This window comes from Leifsonia sp. 10N434, assembly GCF_056394405.1.
In genome coordinates this window covers 188,797-207,420 of record NZ_JBFTHV010000001.1, presented here as the reverse complement: position 1 = coordinate 207,420, position 18,624 = coordinate 188,797, and the positions used below count along the sequence as shown (strand labels likewise).

Annotated in this window: 19 protein-coding genes; 13 read left to right on the top strand and 6 right to left on the bottom strand. The window is 69.8% G+C overall.

What is annotated here, in order from left to right; genetic code table 11:
- From AC1DB1_RS00940 to AC1DB1_RS00930, 3 genes are read right to left on the bottom strand one after another with little or no spacing between them, the layout of a single operon-like run.
- Window positions 1-987: an acetylxylan esterase gene (locus AC1DB1_RS00940; protein WP_477199453.1), complete on the bottom strand. Its 987-nt coding sequence runs from the start codon at window positions 985-987 to the stop codon at window positions 1-3.
- Between the two features lie 41 nt (window positions 988-1,028).
- Window positions 1,029-1,928, bottom strand: coding sequence for an NAD(P)H-hydrate dehydratase (locus AC1DB1_RS00935; protein ID WP_477199452.1), 900 nt, complete (start codon window positions 1,926-1,928; stop codon window positions 1,029-1,031).
- Complete coding sequence (locus tag AC1DB1_RS00930; RefSeq protein WP_477199451.1) at window positions 1,912-2,682, bottom strand: histidine phosphatase family protein; 771 nt, start codon at window positions 2,680-2,682, stop codon at window positions 1,912-1,914. The genes AC1DB1_RS00935 and AC1DB1_RS00930 overlap by 17 nt, the downstream gene beginning before the upstream one ends.
- Before the next feature lie 92 nt (window positions 2,683-2,774).
- On the opposite strand from AC1DB1_RS00930, the gene AC1DB1_RS00925 reads away from it, so the two are divergent.
- From AC1DB1_RS00925 to AC1DB1_RS00890, 8 genes are all read left to right on the top strand, one after another.
- Window positions 2,775-3,902, top strand: a complete 1,128-nt coding sequence (locus tag AC1DB1_RS00925) for a carboxylate-amine ligase (RefSeq protein ID WP_477199450.1) — start codon at window positions 2,775-2,777, stop codon at window positions 3,900-3,902.
- A gap of 81 nt (window positions 3,903-3,983) precedes the next feature.
- Window positions 3,984-4,253, top strand: a complete 270-nt coding sequence (locus tag AC1DB1_RS00920) for a hypothetical protein (protein WP_271177316.1) — start codon at window positions 3,984-3,986, stop codon at window positions 4,251-4,253.
- Between the two features lie 45 nt (window positions 4,254-4,298).
- Entirely contained in the window at window positions 4,299-4,907 is a 609-nt protein-coding gene (locus AC1DB1_RS00915; RefSeq protein ID WP_477199449.1) for a hypothetical protein, read from the top strand.
- Between the two features lie 5 nt (window positions 4,908-4,912).
- Window positions 4,913-5,209, top strand: coding sequence for a transcriptional regulator (locus AC1DB1_RS00910; RefSeq protein WP_271177314.1), 297 nt, complete (start codon window positions 4,913-4,915; stop codon window positions 5,207-5,209).
- Window positions 5,210-5,302: 93 nt separating this feature from the next.
- Entirely contained in the window at window positions 5,303-6,451 is a 1,149-nt protein-coding gene (locus tag AC1DB1_RS00905; RefSeq protein WP_477199448.1) for a DUF998 domain-containing protein, read from the top strand.
- Entirely contained in the window at window positions 6,451-6,609 is a 159-nt protein-coding gene (locus AC1DB1_RS00900) for a hypothetical protein (protein ID WP_477199447.1), read from the top strand. Before AC1DB1_RS00905 ends, AC1DB1_RS00900 begins: the two co-directional genes overlap by 1 nt.
- Before the next feature lie 49 nt (window positions 6,610-6,658).
- Window positions 6,659-7,996: an APC family permease gene (locus AC1DB1_RS00895; protein WP_477199446.1), complete on the top strand. Its 1,338-nt coding sequence runs from the start codon at window positions 6,659-6,661 to the stop codon at window positions 7,994-7,996.
- A 210-nt stretch (window positions 7,997-8,206) separates the two neighbouring features.
- The gene (locus tag AC1DB1_RS00890) at window positions 8,207-9,193 is read left to right on the top strand and encodes a LacI family DNA-binding transcriptional regulator (RefSeq protein WP_271177309.1); all 987 of its coding nucleotides are present in this window, start codon (window positions 8,207-8,209) and stop codon (window positions 9,191-9,193) included.
- Between the two features lie 79 nt (window positions 9,194-9,272).
- Here the strand turns inward: AC1DB1_RS00890 and soxR are convergent, their stop codons facing one another.
- Window positions 9,273-9,734: a redox-sensitive transcriptional activator SoxR gene (soxR, locus tag AC1DB1_RS00885; protein ID WP_477199445.1), complete on the bottom strand. Its 462-nt coding sequence runs from the start codon at window positions 9,732-9,734 to the stop codon at window positions 9,273-9,275.
- Window positions 9,735-9,839: 105 nt separating this feature from the next.
- Between soxR and AC1DB1_RS00880 the strand changes: the two genes are divergently transcribed.
- Together AC1DB1_RS00880 and AC1DB1_RS00875 are read left to right on the top strand one after the other, a co-directional pair.
- Window positions 9,840-11,219, top strand: a complete 1,380-nt coding sequence (locus AC1DB1_RS00880) for an MFS transporter (protein WP_477200067.1) — start codon at window positions 9,840-9,842, stop codon at window positions 11,217-11,219.
- Window positions 11,220-11,396: 177 nt separating this feature from the next.
- On the top strand, window positions 11,397-13,157 hold the full coding sequence (locus tag AC1DB1_RS00875) for a cellulase N-terminal Ig-like domain-containing protein (protein ID WP_477199444.1): 1,761 nt from the start codon (window positions 11,397-11,399) through the stop codon (window positions 13,155-13,157).
- Between the two features lie 15 nt (window positions 13,158-13,172).
- On the opposite strand, the gene AC1DB1_RS00870 is transcribed toward AC1DB1_RS00875, so the two are convergent.
- Both AC1DB1_RS00870 and AC1DB1_RS00865 read right to left on the bottom strand, forming a co-directional pair.
- Window positions 13,173-14,480, bottom strand: a complete 1,308-nt coding sequence (locus AC1DB1_RS00870) for an APC family permease (protein WP_477200066.1) — start codon at window positions 14,478-14,480, stop codon at window positions 13,173-13,175.
- A gap of 225 nt (window positions 14,481-14,705) precedes the next feature.
- Window positions 14,706-15,653, bottom strand: a complete 948-nt coding sequence (locus AC1DB1_RS00865) for a zinc-binding dehydrogenase (protein WP_477199443.1) — start codon at window positions 15,651-15,653, stop codon at window positions 14,706-14,708.
- Between the two features lie 224 nt (window positions 15,654-15,877).
- Here AC1DB1_RS00865 and AC1DB1_RS00860 point away from each other — a divergent pair, with 224 nt between their 5' ends.
- The 3 genes from AC1DB1_RS00860 to AC1DB1_RS00850 are packed head-to-tail and all read left to right on the top strand — an operon-like array spanning window position 15,878 to window position 18,623.
- The gene (locus tag AC1DB1_RS00860; RefSeq protein WP_477199442.1) at window positions 15,878-16,957 is read left to right on the top strand and encodes a Gfo/Idh/MocA family protein; all 1,080 of its coding nucleotides are present in this window, start codon (window positions 15,878-15,880) and stop codon (window positions 16,955-16,957) included.
- 29 nt (window positions 16,958-16,986) lie between these two features.
- On the top strand, window positions 16,987-17,652 hold the full coding sequence (locus AC1DB1_RS00855) for a ThuA domain-containing protein (protein ID WP_477199441.1): 666 nt from the start codon (window positions 16,987-16,989) through the stop codon (window positions 17,650-17,652).
- Entirely contained in the window at window positions 17,649-18,623 is a 975-nt protein-coding gene (locus AC1DB1_RS00850) for an ABC transporter permease (RefSeq protein WP_477199440.1), read from the top strand. The genes AC1DB1_RS00855 and AC1DB1_RS00850 overlap by 4 nt, the downstream gene beginning before the upstream one ends.
- Window position 18,624: the final 1 nt, after the last annotated feature.

Sequence of the window (18,624 nt, the reverse complement as noted above, 5' to 3'; positions counted from 1 at the left end):
TCAAGCGCGCATGGCCGCGACCCGGGCGTTCGCCCAGCGCAGCTTCCGCTCCTCCTGGAGCAGCTGGCCGCCCTCGTGTCCGTTGAACGGGTACACGATGATCTCCTTCTCGGCGGGATACCTGTTGTGGGCCGCGAAGACGGTAGACGGCGGGACGATCTCGTCCATCAGCGCCACCGAGAAGAGCGCGGGGGCATCGGCGGTTGCGACGAGGTTCACTCCGTCGAAGTTCGAGAGCGTGTCGAGCACGTCCTCCACCTCGTCGCGGTGGACGCGCAGGTAGCTCGCGATCTCGCCGAACGGGTTGGCGTCGGTGATCACGATGGCGCGCTCGAAGTGGCAGAGGAACGGCACGTCGGGCATGACACCGGCAAGACCCGGCGTGAGCCCGGCGACGGCCAGGGCGATGCCGCCGCCCTGGCTTCCCCCGCTCGCGAAGACGAGACCGGGGTCGACGAGGTCGAGGGAGCGCACGGCCTCCACCGCGCGAACGCCATCCGTGAAGAGCCGACGGTAGTAGTAGTGGTCGCGGTTGCGGATGCCGCGGGTCATGAACCCCGGATGCGCGGGGCCGGCAGCGCCGTGCAGCTCGTCGGCCGTGTCGCCGATGCTCCAGCCGGAGCCCTGCCCGCGGGTGTCCATCACGAAGTGCGCATAGCCGGCCTGGGCCCACGCCGACGGCTCGCTGGCGAGACCGCGCCCGCCGCCGTAGCCGACGAACTGCACCACGGCGGGGAGTGTGCCCGGCTCGCTGCCGTGCGGCACCCGCAGCCAGCCGCGGATGCGGTCGCCGGCGAAGCCGCTGAACTCCACGTCGAACGTGTCGACGAGCACGAATCCGGTGTCGACCGGTGTGAGGGTGACGTCGATCGGATGCTCGGCGGCCTCCGCCAGGGTGCGACCCCAGAACGCGTCGAGGTCGGCCGGGCGTCGCACCTCCGGCGTGTAGGTGCGGAGCTCGTCGAGGGGCAGGTCGAAGAAGGCCAAGGCGTCATCCCATCGCGGTGGTCGGCAATTCTCCGCCGAGCCTATCGCTGCTCGACGGCCGCCAATTCACGCGGCAGGCGGTCGACGATCTCGCCGGCCAGAAAGCCGAGCGTCCCGACCTCTGACGCCAGCGCGCGGCCTGCAGCCGCATGCAGAGCGGTTCCCCAGACCGCGGCCTGCACCGGGTCGCACCCTCGGGCGGCGAGTCCGGCGATGGCTCCGGCGAGGGCGTCCCCGCTGCCCGAGGTGCCGAGGCCGGGGCCGCCGTCGAGGATGTGGAACAGGCGGCCGTCGGGAGACGCGATGGTGCTGTGACAGCTGACGACGGCGTCGTACCGGCGGGCGATCTCGGTCACGTCGCGGTCGGCGCCGCGCGTGCCCTCCGCATCCCGCGAACGCGGTCGCCCGAGCAGCAGCTCGGCTTCGTCGAGGTTCGGGGTCAGGATGCGCGAGCGGGCGCGAGCCACGTGCGGACGGCCGGCGATGGCGCCGAGCGCGAACGCGTCGAGCACCACGGTCGCACGGGGCGCCACCAGCCCGCCCGCGACGCGGAGCATCCGTCTGGTCTCCCGGATGTCGTCGAGTCCCGGGCCGAGGAGCATAGCGTCGGCGCCGGCGAGATCGCTCTCGGCCCGGCGGACGGACCGGCCGACGACGTGACCGTCCGATGATTCCTCGAGGGGAACGATCCCGCTCTCGGGCACCTCGACGGCGACGGCGGTCGCGACCGATCCGGCCACCGCCAGGGTCAGGCGTCCTGCGCCGACCCGCAGCGCGGCCCTGCCCGCGAGCATCGCGGCGCCCGGCGAGCGGGGAGCGCCGCCGACGACGAGCACCTCGCCGCGCGAACGCTTCGATCCGCTCGGCTCCGGCAGCGGCCAGCGGCGGAGGAACGCGTCGTCCACCTCGATCGCGGTGTGCGAGTCAGTTCGCTTCGACACGGGCGGCTCCCTGGTGCTCGGTGGTGGGCAGTCCGGCCTCCTGAAGATGCCGGTCGTCTGAGAAGGTTTCGACCCGCCAGACGGCGGATGCATCGAGCAGCATCGTCGTGACGGACGCGTTGGCCACGACGCGCGTGAGGAGGAACTCCTCGAGCTCCTGTTCGGTGTATCCGAGCAGGATGTAGAGCACCAGGCTGACCACCGCGTCGTGCGCGAACACGACGAGCGTGCTCCCCGACCGGGTGGGGGCCGGGCCGCCGGGACCCCCGTCGACGACGTCGGGACGGGTCGGCGTCAGCGCGTCCCGCAGAAAGGAGCGCAGCCGGAGGGAGACGTCCGTCCACGACTCGCCTCCCGGGGGCCGGTAGTAGAACTTGCCGACCCAGCGACGCCGCGCGGCTTCTGCCGGGAGCCGGGCGTCGACACCTCGGCTGGTGAGAGCGTCGAGAATGCCGAGCTCGCGGTCGCGGAGGCGCTCGTCGATGATCAGCGGCACTTCGGCGCCGAGCGCGAGCTGCGCGGTCTCGATCGCGCGCCGGTACGGCGAGCTCCAGATGCGGGGGCTGTCGTCGACGACGGCGGAGAGCCGCTCCGAGAGGGCCGCCGCCTGCTGTCGTCCCAGGGGTGAGAGGGGCACGTCGGCATCCCGCGTCTCGACCGCGATCGTCTCGAGCCCGGCCGCCTCGGCGGCCGTCGCAGCCACGTTCGCCGTGCTTTCTCCGTGTCGTACCAGAATCACCCTGCTGACCGTCATGGCGGGGAGTGTACGCCCGGCGTTGTCCGGGAAAAGGCCGAGGAAAACGAGGATTGCTTGGCGTTTTCGGGCCGTATGGGCATACTGCTCGCATGAGGACATTCGGCGTCGAGGAGGAACTCCTTCTGGTCGATGCGCGGACGGGGGTTCCGCTGGCGCTGGCCGTCGACGCCCTGAACGCCGTGGGCGAGCAGAGCGATGACGGCCCGCAGATCTCGTCGGAGATCAACCAGGAGATGCTGGAGACGCAAAGCCGTCCGCAGACCTCCGCCGCCGCGCTCTTCGCCGACGTGGTCGCCGCCCGCAGCAGTGCTGATGCACTCGTCGTGCCGATGGGCGCGCGGGCGGTCGCTCTCGCGATGTCGCCCATGCGCTTCCGGCCGCACGCGACCGACGACCTGCGGTACAACGCCATGATGGAGCGCTACGGCGCCACCGCGAGCGGGACCCTCGTCTGCGGCCTGCACGTGCACGTCGGCATCGAGTCGCGCGAGGAGGGCGTTGCCGTGCTCGACCGCATCCGCAACTGGCTGCCCGTGCTCCTGGCGCTCAGCGCGAACTCCCCCTTCGCGAACGGCACGGACACCGGATACGCGAGCTTCCGCTTCACCGCGTGGCATCAGTGGCAGAGCGCCGGCCCCACCGACGTGTTCGGCTCGGTCGAGGCCTACGACGCGTTCGAGGAAATACTCGTGAACACCGGTGTGATCCTCGATGCCGGAATGCTCTACCTGGATGCGCGGCTGTCGCACAAGCAGCCCACGATCGAGATCCGCGTCTCCGACGTCTGCCTCGACGCCAGGGACACCGTGACGCTGGCGGTGCTGGTGCGGGCTCTCGTCGAGACGGCGGTGGAGGAGTGGCGCGCCGGCGTCGAGCCGGTCGCTGTGCCGTCGGCCGCGCTGCGGCTCGCGGGGTGGCAGGCGGCGCTGACCGGCGTGAACGGGCGGCTGCCGCATCCGGTGCATTGGCGTGAGACGCAGGCCGCGGACGCCGTGGCGACGCTGCTCGACCACGTGCGTCCCGCCCTCGCGGCGAACGGCGACGAGGAAGAGGCGTGTGAGGGCGTGCGCCGCATCATCGCCGGGGGCGGCGGTGCCGGGCGGCAGCGTGAGGCGTTCGCACGTCGCGGCCGCTTGCGCGACGTCGTCGCCGAGGCTGTGACGGTGACGCATGCGACCAGTGGCGCGGTCACCGGCGACGGTCTGTTCGTGGCCTGAGCGCCGCATCCTGCGCGCCCAGGACGGGATGCGGCGACCCGACCGCTTCACGGAGGGGGCGGACGCGCCTATCCTTGCGCCATGTCGGGCAAGGAGCTGCTCCACCAGCACGCGGTCTACAGCTACGGCGTGCTGCCGCTGACCCTGATGTACAGCCCGACCGCCGCGGCGGCCTGGGAGGTCTACTACGGGGGCGAGTACCTGGGGCTCGTCGAAGAGGTGCGCACGGCGGGAACGGTGTGGCCGCTGTTCCGCGCGCTGCTGCCCGGCGAAGAGGACGGCGGTCAGGGGCAGGAGGTGCGCGACTGGCGTCTCGCGGTGGAGATGCTCGCGACGCAGGCCGGGCTCTGAACAAACTTCTTGCTTGTGCAGACCACTTTGTGTTACAAAGTACACATGAACGAGAAAACCTCCGGCGACGCGCGGGAGATGCTCGACCTCATCGATGGTCAGCAGCGCCGCGTCGACCGTGAAACGCGCCTCCCCGTCGTCTGGCTGTACGCCGTCTGGGCCTTCGCCTGGCTCGTCGGCTTCCTCGCCCTCTATCTCGCGGTGCTGGGGGTCTTCGCCCCGGTGCCGGCCGGGATCGTGTTCGGCGTGCTCATCGTCGGCTCGATCGTCGCATCCGGGCTCATCGGGTCGCGCATCGGCCGTGGCCTGCGCGGACAGTCGCAGTTCGCCGGCACCGTCTACGGCATCTCGTGGTCGGTGTGCTCGGTGGCGTTCGCGCTGCTCGGCATCGGCCTCGTCTCCCAGGGGATGTCCGGCGACCTCGCCGGCCTCTTCTTCCCGAGCGCGTACGCGCTGATGTGCGGAACCCTCTACCTCGCCGGCGCCGCTCTCTGGCACGACAAAGTGCAACTCGTCCTCGGTATCGCCCTGCTGGTCGTCGGAGGTCTGGCGCCTTTCCTCGGGATCGGCCCCAACCTGCTCGTCATGGCGATCGCCGGTCTCGTCATCTACGGCACGGGCGCGATCGTCACGCTGCGCTCCGTGCGGCGGTGACGGGCGTGGACGAACTCGACCCGGTCATCCACGCGGCCGTGCGCCTCAGGATCACGGCCACCCTCGCGACGGTCCCCGGCGACGGGAGCATGTCGTTCCCGCGGCTGCAGGAACTGCTCGACCTCACCGCCGGCAACCTCGCCACCCACCTGCGCAAGCTCGAGGAGGCCGGCTACGTGACGGTCGAGAAGGCGCACCGCGGCCGGGTGCCGGTCACCTATCTCGCGCTGACCACGACCGGCCGGCGCGCGTTCGAGGACTACACGGCGACGCTGCGGAGCATTCTCGACCCGGCCGGCTGACCGCCCTGACCGCCGCTCGGCGAGAGCCGGACACAGTGGGCTGATAGGTTCGCCCCGGGACCGGCCGCCTGCCGCCGGCCGGGAGGAGGAGCGGTGAGCCAGTCGTCGTCGATCGAAGGGGTGCTGCGGCGGCCCGTCGCCACCGCGGAGTCCGTCGAGTCCGTCGCCCTCGTCATCGGTGCTGCCGTGTTCGTCGTGGGCGGGCTGGTGACGCTGTTCGTCGCCTGGGGACGCGACCTGCCGATCTCCGGCCGGGGCTCGCTCGGCGAGATCGTCTCATACGGAGGCGCGGCCGTGGCGGTTGTCGTCTTCGTGCTCGGGCGGGTGCTGGTGCGCATCCGGAGCGGGTCGGGCGATCGCCGGGCGGCCATGCTCGATCTGCACTGGTTCGACATCGCCGCTCTCGCCTTCGCGCACGGGATCATCGCGCTTCTCGGCTGGATCGGCATCGCCGACGTCGTGGAGCGCAGCTTCATCGGCGCCGTGGTGTTCACCATTCCTGCGGCCGTTCTCGCCGGGGTCGCGATGGCGGTGACCGCCTACGTCGTGTTCCTCTCCTCGGTCCAGCTCACGCCGATGCTGCTGTCGTTCGTGCTCGCGCTGTTCCTCGTCGTCGGGGTGTTCGCCAGCATGCTCAGCTCCTCGGATCCCCATTGGTGGCAGAAGAACCTCAGTGCACTCGGGATGACGGACGACGTCTCTGCGTTCGCCTTCAACCTGACGCTGATCGTCGCCGGCGTCATCGTCACCACGATCGCCCACGCGGCGACGGCGCACCTGACCGCGATTACGGCCGCGGAGCAGCGCGGGCGCCGGCTCGTCGGCACGGCACTGGTGCTCATCGGCATCTTCCTCGCGTGCGTCGGGCTGTTCCCGGTCGACCGGTTCTTCGTGCTGCACAACTCCGTGGCGACCGGGATGGCGGCCGTCTTCGGCGCGCTCGTGATCGCTCTGCGCTGGCTCATCCCGGCGATGCCGCGGGTCTTCGTGCTGCTCGGGTACGTCTACCTGGGGGTGATCGTGGTGCTCGCGGTGTTCTTCGCCGTCGGGTATTACAACCTCACCGCGGTCGAACTGGTGGCGGCAGTGTTGATCTTCAGCTGGATCATCGTGTTCCTGCGCAACGCGGGTGCGGTGGGCGGTGACGAGCGGGTCGGCACCGCAGCCGGCGCGCGGATTGACGCCGTGCCCGCCGCCACGCACGCCGAACATCACGCCCAGCTCGCCGGCGCACAGGACTGATGGTCGCAGCCGGCGCGATCCACTCCTTCATCGGTGGGAGCGTCGGGCAGGCGAACGGGGGGAGCAGCGCCTCCCGCTCGATCGCCGCCTGGGTGGAGCAGAACTTCACCGCGAAGACGGTGGATGGGGTGACGCTCTACGACCTCACCGCGTGGTAACGACGACCGCGCGGTGGGCGATGTCGGGGGCCCGCGCCATCATGGTGACATGACGGATCGCGGGCCCTCGCTGGCGCATGCCCCGGGGCTGGTCGACGAGCCGGTTCCCCACGGCCACCTCGGGCTCGCGGGCGGCACGGCGCTCTACATCGCGGCCGTGCTCGGAACCGGCGTGCTCGTGCTTCCCGCGCTCGCCGCCGCAGTCGCCGGTCCCGGTTCCATCCTCGCCGTCGCCGCCCTCGCCCTCATCTCCATCCCGCTCGCGTCGACGTTCGCCGCACTGTCGCGACGGCATCCGGATGCCGGAGGCGTCGCCACCTTCACCCGTCGCGCGTTCGGGCCGACGGCGGCACGCGTGATCGGCTACTGGTTCTTCTTCGGCACCCCCATCGGAGCCCCGATCGCGGCGTTGATGACCGCGCGCTACATCGTGGCGGTGGTCGGTGGCGACGCCCTCACGGCGACCTTGATCGCGATCGGCCTGATGGTGATCCCGGTGATCGTCACGGCGTTCGGGGTGCGCTTCGCCGGCTGGCTGCAGCTCGTGCTCTCGGCGGCGCTCGTGGGCGTGCTGGTGTTCGTGCTGGCCGCCGCAGCGCCGCACAGCGATCCGTCGAACCTCCAGCCGCTCCTCCCGCAGGGCTGGGAGGGCGTCGGGCTCGCGATGAGCCTCTACATCTGGGCGTTCGCGGGCTGGGAGGCCGTCGCGGGCATCGGCGGAGAGTTCCGCAATCCGCGGCGTGACATCCCGCGGGCGACAGCGCTCGCTCTTCTCATCGTCTCCGCCGCCTACCTCGCCATCCAGACCGTCACGGTGCTGGTGCTCGGATCGACCGCGTCGACGAGCCAGGTGCCGCTGCTCGATCTGGTCGTCGTCTCGACCGGAAAGGGCGGCGGGATCATCGTCGCGGTCATCGCCGCGATCGTGGTGACGGGCGTGTTCAACGCGTACCTGGCCGCGTTCAGCAAGCTCGGCGCAGCGATGGGACGCGACGGCGATCTCCCGCGGTGGTTCGGGCGCGGAGCGGAGAACGGCGGGGTCGCCCGGCGCGGCCTGCTGCTCTCGGCGATCGTCATGGCGGCGTACTCCGTGGTGGTGCTGGCGAGCGGGGACCTTCGGCCGTTCATCCTGATCCACACGAGCATCGCCGCAGCGGTCTACGCGGTCGGTGTCGCGTCGGCGTTGGTGCTGCTGCCGCGCTGGTCGCTCGGCTGGTGGATGGCGCTGCTCTCGTGCGTGTTCGCCGCCGGCCTCCTCGTGCTGGCCGGCTGGCATCTCATCGCGCCGATCGCGCTGGCGCTCGTCGCGGTGCTCGTCGGATTGATCGCCCGCACACGCCGGGTCCGCGCCGCGCGCTCGCGCCGGGTCCGCGCCGCGCGCTCGTAGTTCCGGAACTCCGGCGGCGATCGCCCGCAGAGTTCCGGAGTCGTGCGGGACGCGCCGCTGGTCGGGCGCGATGTTCCGGAATTGTGCTGTCTGATCGATCGATCCGATCGATCCCCGGCATAATAAGGGGAATCAGCCGCCCGGGGGCGTGCGCAACCGATCGGACAGGGTGTCGTGACACACGAACAGCCTCAAGGCAGAGCCGCGAGCATGCGCGATGTCGCGCGCCTGGCGGGGGTGTCGCATCAGACCGTCTCGCGCGTGATCAACGGGCATCCGAGCATCCGGGACACCACCCGCGACCGGGTGCTCAGCGCGATGGACGAACTCCGCTACCGGCCGAACCGCGCAGCGCGTGCGCTGGTCACGGCGCGCTCGAACACGATCGGTGTGCTCGCGGCATCGGCGGCGGCGCTCTACGGTCCGGTGTCGAGTATGGGCGCCATCCAGGATGCGGGACGCGAGGCCGGCTACTACGTGACGGTCGCGCACCTCGGCGACCTCTCGGCCGACGGCATCGCCGCCGGGCTCGAACACCTGATCGCGCAGGCCGTCGAGGGCATCATCGTCATCGCGCCGGCCGATCGCGTGCTCGACGAGATCGTCGCCATCGGCGTCGACGTGCCGTACGTCACTCTCCAGGCCGGCACCGCCTACGCGGAGAACGAGCTGTCGGTCGACCAGGTCGCCGGTGCCAGGGCGGCGACGCGGCACCTCATCGATCTCGGCCACACGAACATCGTGCATCTCTCCGGGCCGACCGAATGGATCGAGGCCTTCGCCCGCCTGCGGGGCTACGAACAGGAGATGATCGCCGCCGGGCTGCCCGTCCCGGAGGCGCCGCGCGGCGACTGGACCGCGGCCCGCGGGTACGAGGCCGGGCTCGCGCTCCTCGCCGACCCCGCGGTGACCGCGGTGTTCGCTTCGAACGACCAGATGGCGCTCGGCCTCTACCACGCCGCCCATGAGCTCGGCCGGGACATCCCGGGCGACGTCAGCGTCGTGGGCTTCGACGACATCCCCGAGGCCGCGCACTTCTGGCCCCCGCTGACGACCGTGCGGCAGGACTTCACCGAACTCGCGCGGCGCTGCGTCGCCCGGCTGCTCGCTGAGATCGACGGGCGGACGGAGCCGACCCCCGGCAACATCCAGCCCGAGCTGATCGTGCGGGCGTCGACGCGGGCGCTGCACGCCTAGCCCTCCGCGGACGCTGCCCGCTTAGCAGTCCGCTGCCGCTGCCGCTGCCGCTGCCAGCCATGCCGGCTGACGGCGATGCTCATCCGCTCGTGGGGTCGCCGTCCAGCCAGCGCCGCGGCCCGGGGCCGTCGGCGCCGAGGACATCCGACGGGTTCTGCAGCACGCACGTGCGCAGGCTCAGGCACCCGCATCCGATGCACCCGGTCAGATCGTTGCGCAGATGCTCCAGGTCCCGGATGCGCGCATCCAGCTCGTCGCGCCAGAGCGGGGACAGCCGCGCCCAGTCCTTCTTGGTGGGCGTGCGGCCCTCCGGGAGCGAATCGAGCGCCATCCGGATGTCGGCGAGCGGGACGCCCACGCGTTGCGAGACCCGGATGAACGCCACCCGCCGCAGCACATCGCGCCGATAGCGACGTTGGTTGCCGGCCGTGCGTTCGCTCGCGATGAGCCCCTGACGCTCGTAGAAGTGCAGCGCCGACACGGCGACGCCGCTGCGGGTGGCGACCTCGCCGACGGTGAGAACGGGCGGCGTCGGAGACATTGACCTCAACCATAGTTGAGGTTCTAGGCTCGCACCATGCCCACTGAGAAGAGCGAGAGCACCACTGCCAGCGCGAACGTCGCCGGGAGCCTGGATACTGGGAGCATGGCGACGCAGACCGGAACAGCACCCGCCGACCTCCCGCCCCCTGGCGGAGTGCTGAACCCGCGTTACCGCTGGGTGAGCATCGGGATGTGCGCCCTCATCATGCTCTCGGCGTTCGAGGCGCTCGCTGTCACGACGATCATGCCGACCGTCAGCCGCGAGCTCGACGGCGCCGGTCTCTACGCGTTCGCGTTCGCCGGCCCGCTCGCGGTGAGTGTCGTCGGCATGGTGCTCGCCGGCGCCTGGTCGGATCGCGGGAATCCCCGCAACGCGCTGTTCGCGTCCGTCGGCCTGTTCGTGATCGGCCTGCTGATCGCGGGCACGGCGACCAGCATGGGCGCCTTCGTCGCCGGCCGCCTCGTGCACGGCTTCGGCGGGGGAGCGCTGACCGTCGCGCTCTATGTGATCGTCGCCCGCGTGTACCCGCCGGTGCTGCACGCCCGGATCTTCGCCGGCTTCGCGGCGGCCTGGGTCATCCCGTCGCTGATCGGACCGGTGATCGCCGGACTGCTGTCGGACACGGTCGGCTGGCGCTGGGTGTTCCTCGGTGTCGTCGCACTCGTGGTGCTCGCGATGCTGATGGTGGTGCCGGCGATGCGGGGCGTGCACGCGCCCGACGCGACCAGCGAGCGGCCTCCGTGGGACATCCGGAGGATCGGCTGGGCCGTGCTCGTCGCGGTCGCCGTGCTCGTACTGAACCTCGCCGCCGACGTGCAAGGAGCAGTGCAGTGGATCGCGCCGGTGCTCGGCATCGCCGTCGCCCTGTTCGCGCTCCGCCCCCTCCTGCCGAAGGGGACGCTGCGGGCTGCACGCGGGCTGCCGAGCGTCATCCTGCTGCGCTCGATCGTCGCCGGTACCTTCTTCGCGTCGGAGGTGTACGTGCCGTACCTGCTGGTGAGTCAGCACCAGGTGAGCCCGACGCTCGCCGGTCTGGCGCTGACCGCGGCCGGTCTGAGCTGGTCGGCCGCGTCGTGGGTGCAGGGGCGGTACCCGCAGATCACGCACCGCGTCACGGCGCTCGCCGGGGCGATCGGTCTCAGTATCGCTGTCGCGTCGCTGCTGGCGACGGCGATCCTCGATCTCGCGCCGGCGGTGGTCATCGTCGGCTGGGCCTTCGCAGGCGCCGGGATGGGCATCGTCTATCCGCGGCTCGGTGTGCTGACGCTCGAGTACTCGACGATCGAGAACCAGGGCTTCAACAGCTCGGCCCTGTCGATCGCGGATGCCATCGGCTCGGCGATCGCGCTGGCCGTGGCGGCGATCGTGTTCTCGGCGCTGGGGCCGCTCGGCGGTGGCTGGCCGTTCGCCGGCGCCTTCGCGCTGGCGGCGGTGCTCTGCGTCGCGGCGTTCGTCGCGGGGCCGCGCATCCTCCGCCGCTGAGCGGGACCGGGCGGCGGCGCAGGTCCGCCGCCCGCACAGACTCGCCGCGCCGACGGAGGTCCGGCTCCCGATTCACGGGACTCGAGCGACAGCCGACCGTCGGCGCGGCGATACACCGGGCACGAGGACGACCGCCGCTGGTATCGTAATGGTCTGCGTGGTATACGAATTGTCTTGATGCCGGGAGGGCTCGTGGAATCGGTCGGACGACGTGCGACGGTGCTGGTCGATCATCTGGGCTACGACGCACGGTCTCCGAAGGCCGCGGTGATCGCGACCGCGGGCGCCCACGTCGCATCCGTTGCCGTGGAGACCGAGCGCGGCGACGCCGTCGCGGTCGACCTCCCGCTCGGCACGCCCGCGCGGGTCGACGCCTGGTCGACCGCGGTCTTCCAGCGTGTCGATCTCACCGGGCTCACCGAGCCCGGCCGTTACCGGCTGGTCGCGCAGGTCGACGGAACCCGCGTGGCGAGCGAGGTGTTCGAGGTCGGCGAACACCGCATCCCGTCGCTCGTCGTCTCGGATGTCACCGCCTACTTCCGGTCGCAGCGGTCGAGTGGAGAGATCGAGCGCAAAGACGCGGCAGCGCGGTTCTACGGCGACGACTCCGGTCGCACCGTCGATGCGCGTGGAGGGTGGCTCGATGCCTCTGGCGACTACAGCAAGTTCCTGAGCCACCTCACCTACACCCGCACGATGAGCCCGCAGCAGATCCCGCTGTGCGCCTGGGCGCTGCTCACGGCCGGCGACGAGCTTGGGCGCGCTCATCCGGATTTCGAGACCAGCCAGTATCCCCGGCTGCGCGATGAGGGACTGTTCGGTGCCGACTTCCTGGTGCGCTTCCAAGCTCCGGAAGGCTACTTCTACACCGGCATCTTCGACGCGCTCACCAAGGACCTCGACGAGCGCGTGATCAACGCACCGCTGCAGGACAGCGTGCGCACCCAGCGCTGGCAGGCGGCCTACCGGCACGGTGGCGGGCTCGCGATCGCGGCACTCGCACTCGCCTCGACAGCGGATGCGCGGGGGGACTTCGACGCGGAGACCTACCTGGCCGCAGCAATCCGCGGGTTCGACCACCTGGAGCAGCACAACACGGAGTATCTCTTCGACGGCGAAGAGACAGTGCTCGACGACTACTGCGCATTGCTCGCGGCGGCCGAGCTCGTGCGAGCGAGCCGGATCGCCGGTGCGGACGTCACGCGGTTCGCCGCAGCGGCTCAGCGCAGGGCTCGCGCCCTCGCGGCCCGGGTGCGGCACGACGCAGCGGACGCCGCCTTCCTCGTGGCCGACAGCGAAGGCAGGCCGTTCTTCCACGCGGCTGAGCCCGGGCTCCCGATCGTCGCGCTGCTGCGGTGGGCGGACGTGCTCGACGAGGGCGGCATCGCCGATCGCGTGGACGACGCCCGATCGGCACGGGCGACGGCGATCACCCTGATGGAGGGCATCCTCGCCCGCACCGACGCCGTCGACAATCCGTTCGGCTACCCGCGCCAGCTCGTGCAGCCGCTCGGTGGCGCACTGCACGATTCGTTCTTCTTCCCGCACGACAACGAGACCGGGTACTGGTGGCAGGGGGAGAACGCGGGCATCTCGTCGATCGCCTTCGCCGCGAGCCGATCAGCGGTCCTCGACGACTGCCCGGAGGGGACACGGGACAGACTCGCCCGGCTGAGCGCCGACGTCACGGCCTGGGTCGGCGGCCTGAACCCGTTCGACGTCTGCATGCTGCAGGGTCGCGGACGTGCCAACGTCGAGTACTCCGGCGTCTACCAGAACAGTCCGGGCGGCATCGTCAACGGCATCACGAGCGGATGGGGCGACGAGCGCGGTATAGCGTTCCTGCCGGCGGACGCGCCGGACGGCAACGAGTGGCGCTGGGCCGAGCAGTGGATCCCGCACTCGGCGTGGTTCCTGCTGGCCGTCTGCGCGGGCTGACGTCCGGCGCGCAGGTCACTGCGCGGGGAGCGGTGCCGGGTCCTCTTCGGAGAAGTCCATCACCGGGGGTTTGTGACGGAAGCCGCCGGTGATCAGCGCGAGGATGACGACGCCGGCCAGCACCCAGATGCCGCCGGCGACGAATGTCGTGATCGAGAGGCTCGTCCAGAGCCAGACCGTCAAGGCGAAGCCGATGGCGGGCGCCACGGTGTAGGCGACGACGGCTTTCGGTCCACGCTGCCTGCGGTCGATCACGTAGTGCTTGATGACGGCGAGGTTGACGAAGCTGAAGGCCACCAGCGCCCCGAAGGAGATGACGGAGGCGGCAACATCCAACGGCAGCAGCAGGGCGCCGACCAGGCCGACCGCACCCACCACGAGAACGGCCAGCCAGGGGGTCTTGAAGCGCGCGTGCACGACCCCGAAGACGCGCTTGGGGAGCTGGCCGTCCCGGCCCATCGCGTACAGGATGCGCGCGACGCTCGCCTGCGACGTCATGGCCGACGCGAAGCTGCCGGCGATGTACGCGGCGGTGAAGAAGGTGAAGAGAGCGCTTCCGCCGATACGGGTCATCACATCGAGCGGCGCGGAGTCGAGGTCGGTGAAGTTCGCGTAATCGGGGAAGACCAGGCCGGCGATGTACGCCGTGACGATGAACAGCAGGCCGCCGGCCAGCGTGCAGAGCATGATCGCGCGCGGGATGGACTTCTTCGCGTCCTTCGCCTCCTCCGACAGGGTCGAGACCGCGTCGAAGCCGAGGAAGGCGAGCGCGAGGATGGCCGATCCGGCCGCGATCGCGGACAGCGGGGTGCCGGCGGAGAAGAACGGCGACAGCAGGTCGGGCAGTTGCGCCGCGCCGGTGAGGTAGGCGATGCCGGTGACGACGAAGACCACGATGAAGACGATCTGCACACCGACGAGCGCGAGGTTCGCACTCGAGACGAGGGTGATGCCGATCACGTTCAGCACCGTGACGAGCACGACGGACACCACGACGAACACCCACGCCGGAATGGCGGGGAAGGCCGCGTTCAGATAGATGCCGATCACCAGGTAGTTCAGCAGCGGCAGAGCGAGGTAGTCGAGCAGCAGCGTCCAGCCGGTCAGGAATCCGAGATGGCGGCCGAACGAGCGCTGCGTGTAGGTGTAGGCCGAGCCCGCGACAGGATAGGCGCGCACCATGTTCGCGTAGCTGTATGCGGTGAACAGCATCGCGATCGTTGTCACCAGGTAGGCGCCGGCCAGGTGGCCCTTCGTGGTGTCGGTCACGAGGCCGTAGGTGGTGAAGACTGCGAGCGGGAGCATGTAGGCCAGCCCGAACAGAAGGAGGGCGGGGGTGCCGAGCGCTCGCCGGAGGCGGGGCTGGCCGGGGCCGGCGGAGCCGGTCGCAGAGCCGGTCGCGGAGCCGGGTGCCGAGGCGGCCGTCGATGGCGTCGTGTGGGTCACGGGTATTCCCTTCGTCATTGGTGGGAAAGCGTTTACCCGTGAATGTACAGCTTTGGTCTCCGATTGGTAAAGGAATTCTTTTCGACCGTCGCCGGGAGCCGATCAGGGGGTGACGACGGCCTTGACGAAGCCGGGGTCCCGATCGGACATCAGTGTGTACGCCTCGTCGACGCCGTCGAGTCCGAACCGATGCGTCACCAGGGGCGCGTATGTGAAGCGCCGGCTTGCGACGAGCCCGAGCGCCGCATCCATCGCCTGCATCACGCGGGGGCGGTCGGGGCAGAAGCCGTTCACGACCGTCGCGCCCTTGTACCAGAGCTCCATGTCGAGCATCGCGGTTCCGGCGTGGTGATAGCCGACGATGCAGAGGGTGCCGAAGGGCGCGACCAGCGGGGACGCCGTCTCCAGGCCCGGAGTGACACCAGTCGCTTCGAGCACCACGTCGGCGCGAGGGTCGGCGGAGCCGACGTCCGGTTGCGACGCAACGTACCCCGCCACCTCATCCGGATGCAGCACGACCTGGGCGCCGAGTTCTCGTGCGCGACGACGGGCCTCTGGATTCGGGTCGACGCCGATGATGGTGCGCGGCGCGCGGGTGCGGGCGAGCTGCAGCAGACCGAGGCCCATGAATCCGAGCCCGACGACGGCGACGCGGCTCCCGGCACCGATCGGGGAGCGGCTGGTCGCCTCCTCGAGGGTGGCGATCGGCTCACCGATCGACAGCGCCGGATCGATCCCGGCAGGAACGGGCAGGAGCCACTCGTCGTCGAGCAGGGCATGTGTGGCGAAGCCGGGGCCGCCCAGGCCGGTGACGAGGTCGCCTTCGTGCCACCGGGAGTTCCGGGAACCGACCGCGACCACTCGACCGGCCGTCTCGTGGCCGAGCTCGATGGGGTCATCGCCCTGCGGCCCCCGCAGCCAGGGGCCGAGATCGGATGTGCAGACACCGCTAGCGAGGATCTCCACGAGCACCTCGCCGCGCGCCGGCGTGGGTGTGGGGAGCTCGACGATGCGGGAGGTGCGGGGGGCGACGACGCGACTGATCAGCATGGCATCAGTGTAGGGCGGTGGTGCCTGGTGGTACTACGTGGAACGCGGCCGTATCGGCTCGAAAACAGCCTCCGGAGTCGTCATTCGCCGTTCACCGCACGTTTCCAGCTTGTGAAATTAAGAACCACCTCTTGTTACCGTTCACTTTTCGTCTTACGCTGGCATCAAGTGGTATTAGTTTGGGATACATCCAGTACCGCGCTCGGCTATTCAAGGGAGAAGAAATGCAGACGTATCGTGCGGCGGTGATCGCCGCCGGAGGCCAGGGTCGCGTGCATGCGGCGGCCTACCTCTCGGACGACCGTGTGCGTCTCAGCGCGGTGGCGGACGTGAACCTCCAGACTGCCACAGCTCTGGCCGGAGAGCTGGGCATTCCCGGGATCTACGACGACTACCGCGAGATGCTCGAGGCAGTCAGGCCCGATATCGTCAGCGTCTGCACTCCTCCCGGCTACCACCTCGACGCGGTCGGGACAGCGATCGACGCCGGCGTGCGCGCCATCCATTGCGAGAAACCGATCGCTCTCAGCTACGGCGACGCCGTCGACATGGCCCGTCTCGCCGAGAGCGCCGGCGTGCAGCTCACCGTCAACCTGCAGCGCCGGTTCGAGCCGGTGCACCGTTTCGCCCGCGAGCAGCTCGCCGCCGGCTCCATCGGCGACCTGGTGAGCATCGAGGGATACTGCCCCAACCTGCTCGACTGGGGCAGCCACATCCTCGACCTCATCCTGTTCTACCGGTCGGATGCGCCCGCCGAGTGGGTCATCGGCCAGATCGACGTCACCACCAATCGCTATGTGTACGGAGCCTTCGTCGAGACCTCGTCGATCACCCAGGTGGCGTGGGCGGACGGCGTGCGTGCGGTCGTCTCGACCGGTCGCGAACCGGCGACGCCGGTCCTCAACCGCGAGAACGGCCTCGGGCTGATCGTGCAGGGCACCCGCGGACGCATCGTGGTGCGCGGCTCGGAGTGCATCGTGCACCGCTTCGGAGAGAAGGACCTGCGGTTCGCCTCTCCCTATGACACGAACTCCGATCACTGGGATCACGGCATCGACCCGGCGATCTTCGCGTGCACTGCAGCGGCGGTCGCCGATCTGGTCGACGGGCTGGAGACGGATCGCGAGCCTGAACTGGCGATGCGTCACGGGCTCGCCGGTGCGGAGTTGATCTTCGCGACGTACGAGAGCAGCCGGTCCCGGCGCCGTGTTGCGCTGCCGCTCGAGACGCGGGACAACGCCCTGCTCAGCGGCCTCGAACAGGGACTGTGGGCGCCGACCGGCGAACTGCGGTCGACCTACTGATGCACACGAAGACGATGACAACTTCCGGGATGACCACACGCACGCCGACGCGCACCGCCCAGGTGGTGATCGCGGGCGACGACGTGTACGAAGACCTCTTCACGGCCAGCGTCGAATTGCAGGATATCCTGGCTGCCGCAGGGTTCGTGGCCCGCGTCCGGATCGGGACGGCCTGTCTCGCCGAGCCACTCGACGACGACCTCGTCGTGCTCTATCGCGCTGCCGGAACGTTCACGGCGGCAGAACGAGCGGGGCTCGCCGCCGCGGTGAGCCGGGGGAGCGGGCTGCTCGCCGTGCACTCCACGGCATTCTTCGACGACGACCAGGAGCTGGCCCGCCTGATCGGCGCGCGCTTCGTCGATCACGGACCGCTGCCGTATGAGAGCCGGTTCGGCGTCGAGCTCGCCGGGCACCCGATCACGAGCGCGGTCGCGTCGTTCGAACTGACCCATGAGCACTACCGGCTGTCGCTCGCCGACGGTGTCGAGGTGGTTGCCGATCGCGTGTCGGCGGACGGGCGCGAACCGCTCGTGACGGCCCACCGTTTCGGGCGGGGGCGCGTGTGCTTCGTGCAGTTCGGTCATGACATGCGCGTCTGGGCAGAGCCAGGGGTGCGCGCCATCCTCACGGGCGCCGCCGACTGGCTCGCCCCCACCAGCATCCACCACACCGAGAGCGAGGATCGAACCGCATGAGAGTGCTTCTGCGGAGAGCCGTCTTCTATGTCATTACGGCATGGGCGGCGATCAGCCTGAACTTCCTGCTGCCGCGCATCATGCCGGGCAGCCCGGCGGACGCACTGATCGCGAAGTTCCACGGCAAGCTGTCACCGCAGGCCATCGAGGCGCTGCGCGTGCTCTTCGGTCAGAGCGACGCGAGCCTGTGGCAGCAGTACCTCGACTACTGGCGCAACCTGTTCTCCGGCAACTTCGGCATCTCGTACGCCTACTACCCGACGCCGGTCGCCGACGTGCTCGCGAGCAGCATCGGGTGGACGCTGATCCTGATCACGGTCTGCACCGTGCTCGGCTTCGTCGTCGGCACCGGGCTCGGCATGATCGTCGGCTGGAAGCGGGGGAGCTGGCTGGACGGCCTCATCCCCGTGACGACCCTGCTCTCGTCGATCCCGTACTTCTGGTTCGCGATCTGCGTCGTCCTGATCTTCTCCATCATTCTGCGGTGGTTCCCGCTCTCCGGTGGCTACTCGGTGACGGAGACGATCGGACTCAACTGGGGATTCATCGGGAGTTCGGTCTATTACGCGACCCTGCCCGCGCTCACGATCGTTGTCGCGAGCATCGGCGGCTGGCTGATCGGGATGCGCAACATGATGGTCACCACCGTCAGTGAGGACTACGTGCGGTTGGCCGAGGCGAAGGGGCTGTCCAAGCGTCGGGTCATGTACACGTACGCGGCTCGCAACGCCATCCTGCCGTCGTTCTCGAGTTTCGCGATGTCGCTCGGCTTCGTGGTCGGCGGCTCGATCGTCACCGAGGTGGTCTTCAACTATCCGGGAATCGGCACCGTGCTGTTCAAGGCGGCCCAGGCCCAGGACTACCCGCTGATGCAGGGCATCTTCCTGGTGATCACGATCACCGTGCTGATCGCGAACATGCTCGCCGACATCCTCTACGTCTTCCTCGACCCACGCACACGAGAGGGCTGAC

Coding starts and splice junctions, on each gene's coding strand:
- AC1DB1_RS00915 (WP_477199449.1), top strand. CDS start 4,299: ATGAACGAGAAAACCTCCGGCGACGCGCGGGAGATGCTCGACCTCATC.
- AC1DB1_RS00865 (WP_477199443.1), bottom strand. CDS start 15,653: ATGCTGATCAGTCGCGTCGTCGCCCCCCGCACCTCCCGCATCGTCGAG.
- AC1DB1_RS00855 (WP_477199441.1), top strand. CDS start 16,987: ATGACCACACGCACGCCGACGCGCACCGCCCAGGTGGTGATCGCGGGC.
- AC1DB1_RS00890 (WP_271177309.1), top strand. CDS start 8,207: ATGCGCGATGTCGCGCGCCTGGCGGGGGTGTCGCATCAGACCGTCTCG.
- AC1DB1_RS00880 (WP_477200067.1), top strand. CDS start 9,840: ATGGCGACGCAGACCGGAACAGCACCCGCCGACCTCCCGCCCCCTGGC.
- AC1DB1_RS00900 (WP_477199447.1), top strand. CDS start 6,451: ATGGTCGCAGCCGGCGCGATCCACTCCTTCATCGGTGGGAGCGTCGGG.
- AC1DB1_RS00875 (WP_477199444.1), top strand. CDS start 11,397: ATGCCGGGAGGGCTCGTGGAATCGGTCGGACGACGTGCGACGGTGCTG.
- AC1DB1_RS00925 (WP_477199450.1), top strand. CDS start 2,775: ATGAGGACATTCGGCGTCGAGGAGGAACTCCTTCTGGTCGATGCGCGG.
- AC1DB1_RS00920 (WP_271177316.1), top strand. CDS start 3,984: ATGTCGGGCAAGGAGCTGCTCCACCAGCACGCGGTCTACAGCTACGGC.
- soxR (WP_477199445.1), bottom strand. CDS start 9,734: ATGTCTCCGACGCCGCCCGTTCTCACCGTCGGCGAGGTCGCCACCCGC.
- AC1DB1_RS00895 (WP_477199446.1), top strand. CDS start 6,659: ATGACGGATCGCGGGCCCTCGCTGGCGCATGCCCCGGGGCTGGTCGAC.
- AC1DB1_RS00930 (WP_477199451.1), bottom strand. CDS start 2,682: ATGACGGTCAGCAGGGTGATTCTGGTACGACACGGAGAAAGCACGGCG.
- AC1DB1_RS00850 (WP_477199440.1), top strand. CDS start 17,649: ATGAGAGTGCTTCTGCGGAGAGCCGTCTTCTATGTCATTACGGCATGG.
- AC1DB1_RS00860 (WP_477199442.1), top strand. CDS start 15,878: ATGCAGACGTATCGTGCGGCGGTGATCGCCGCCGGAGGCCAGGGTCGC.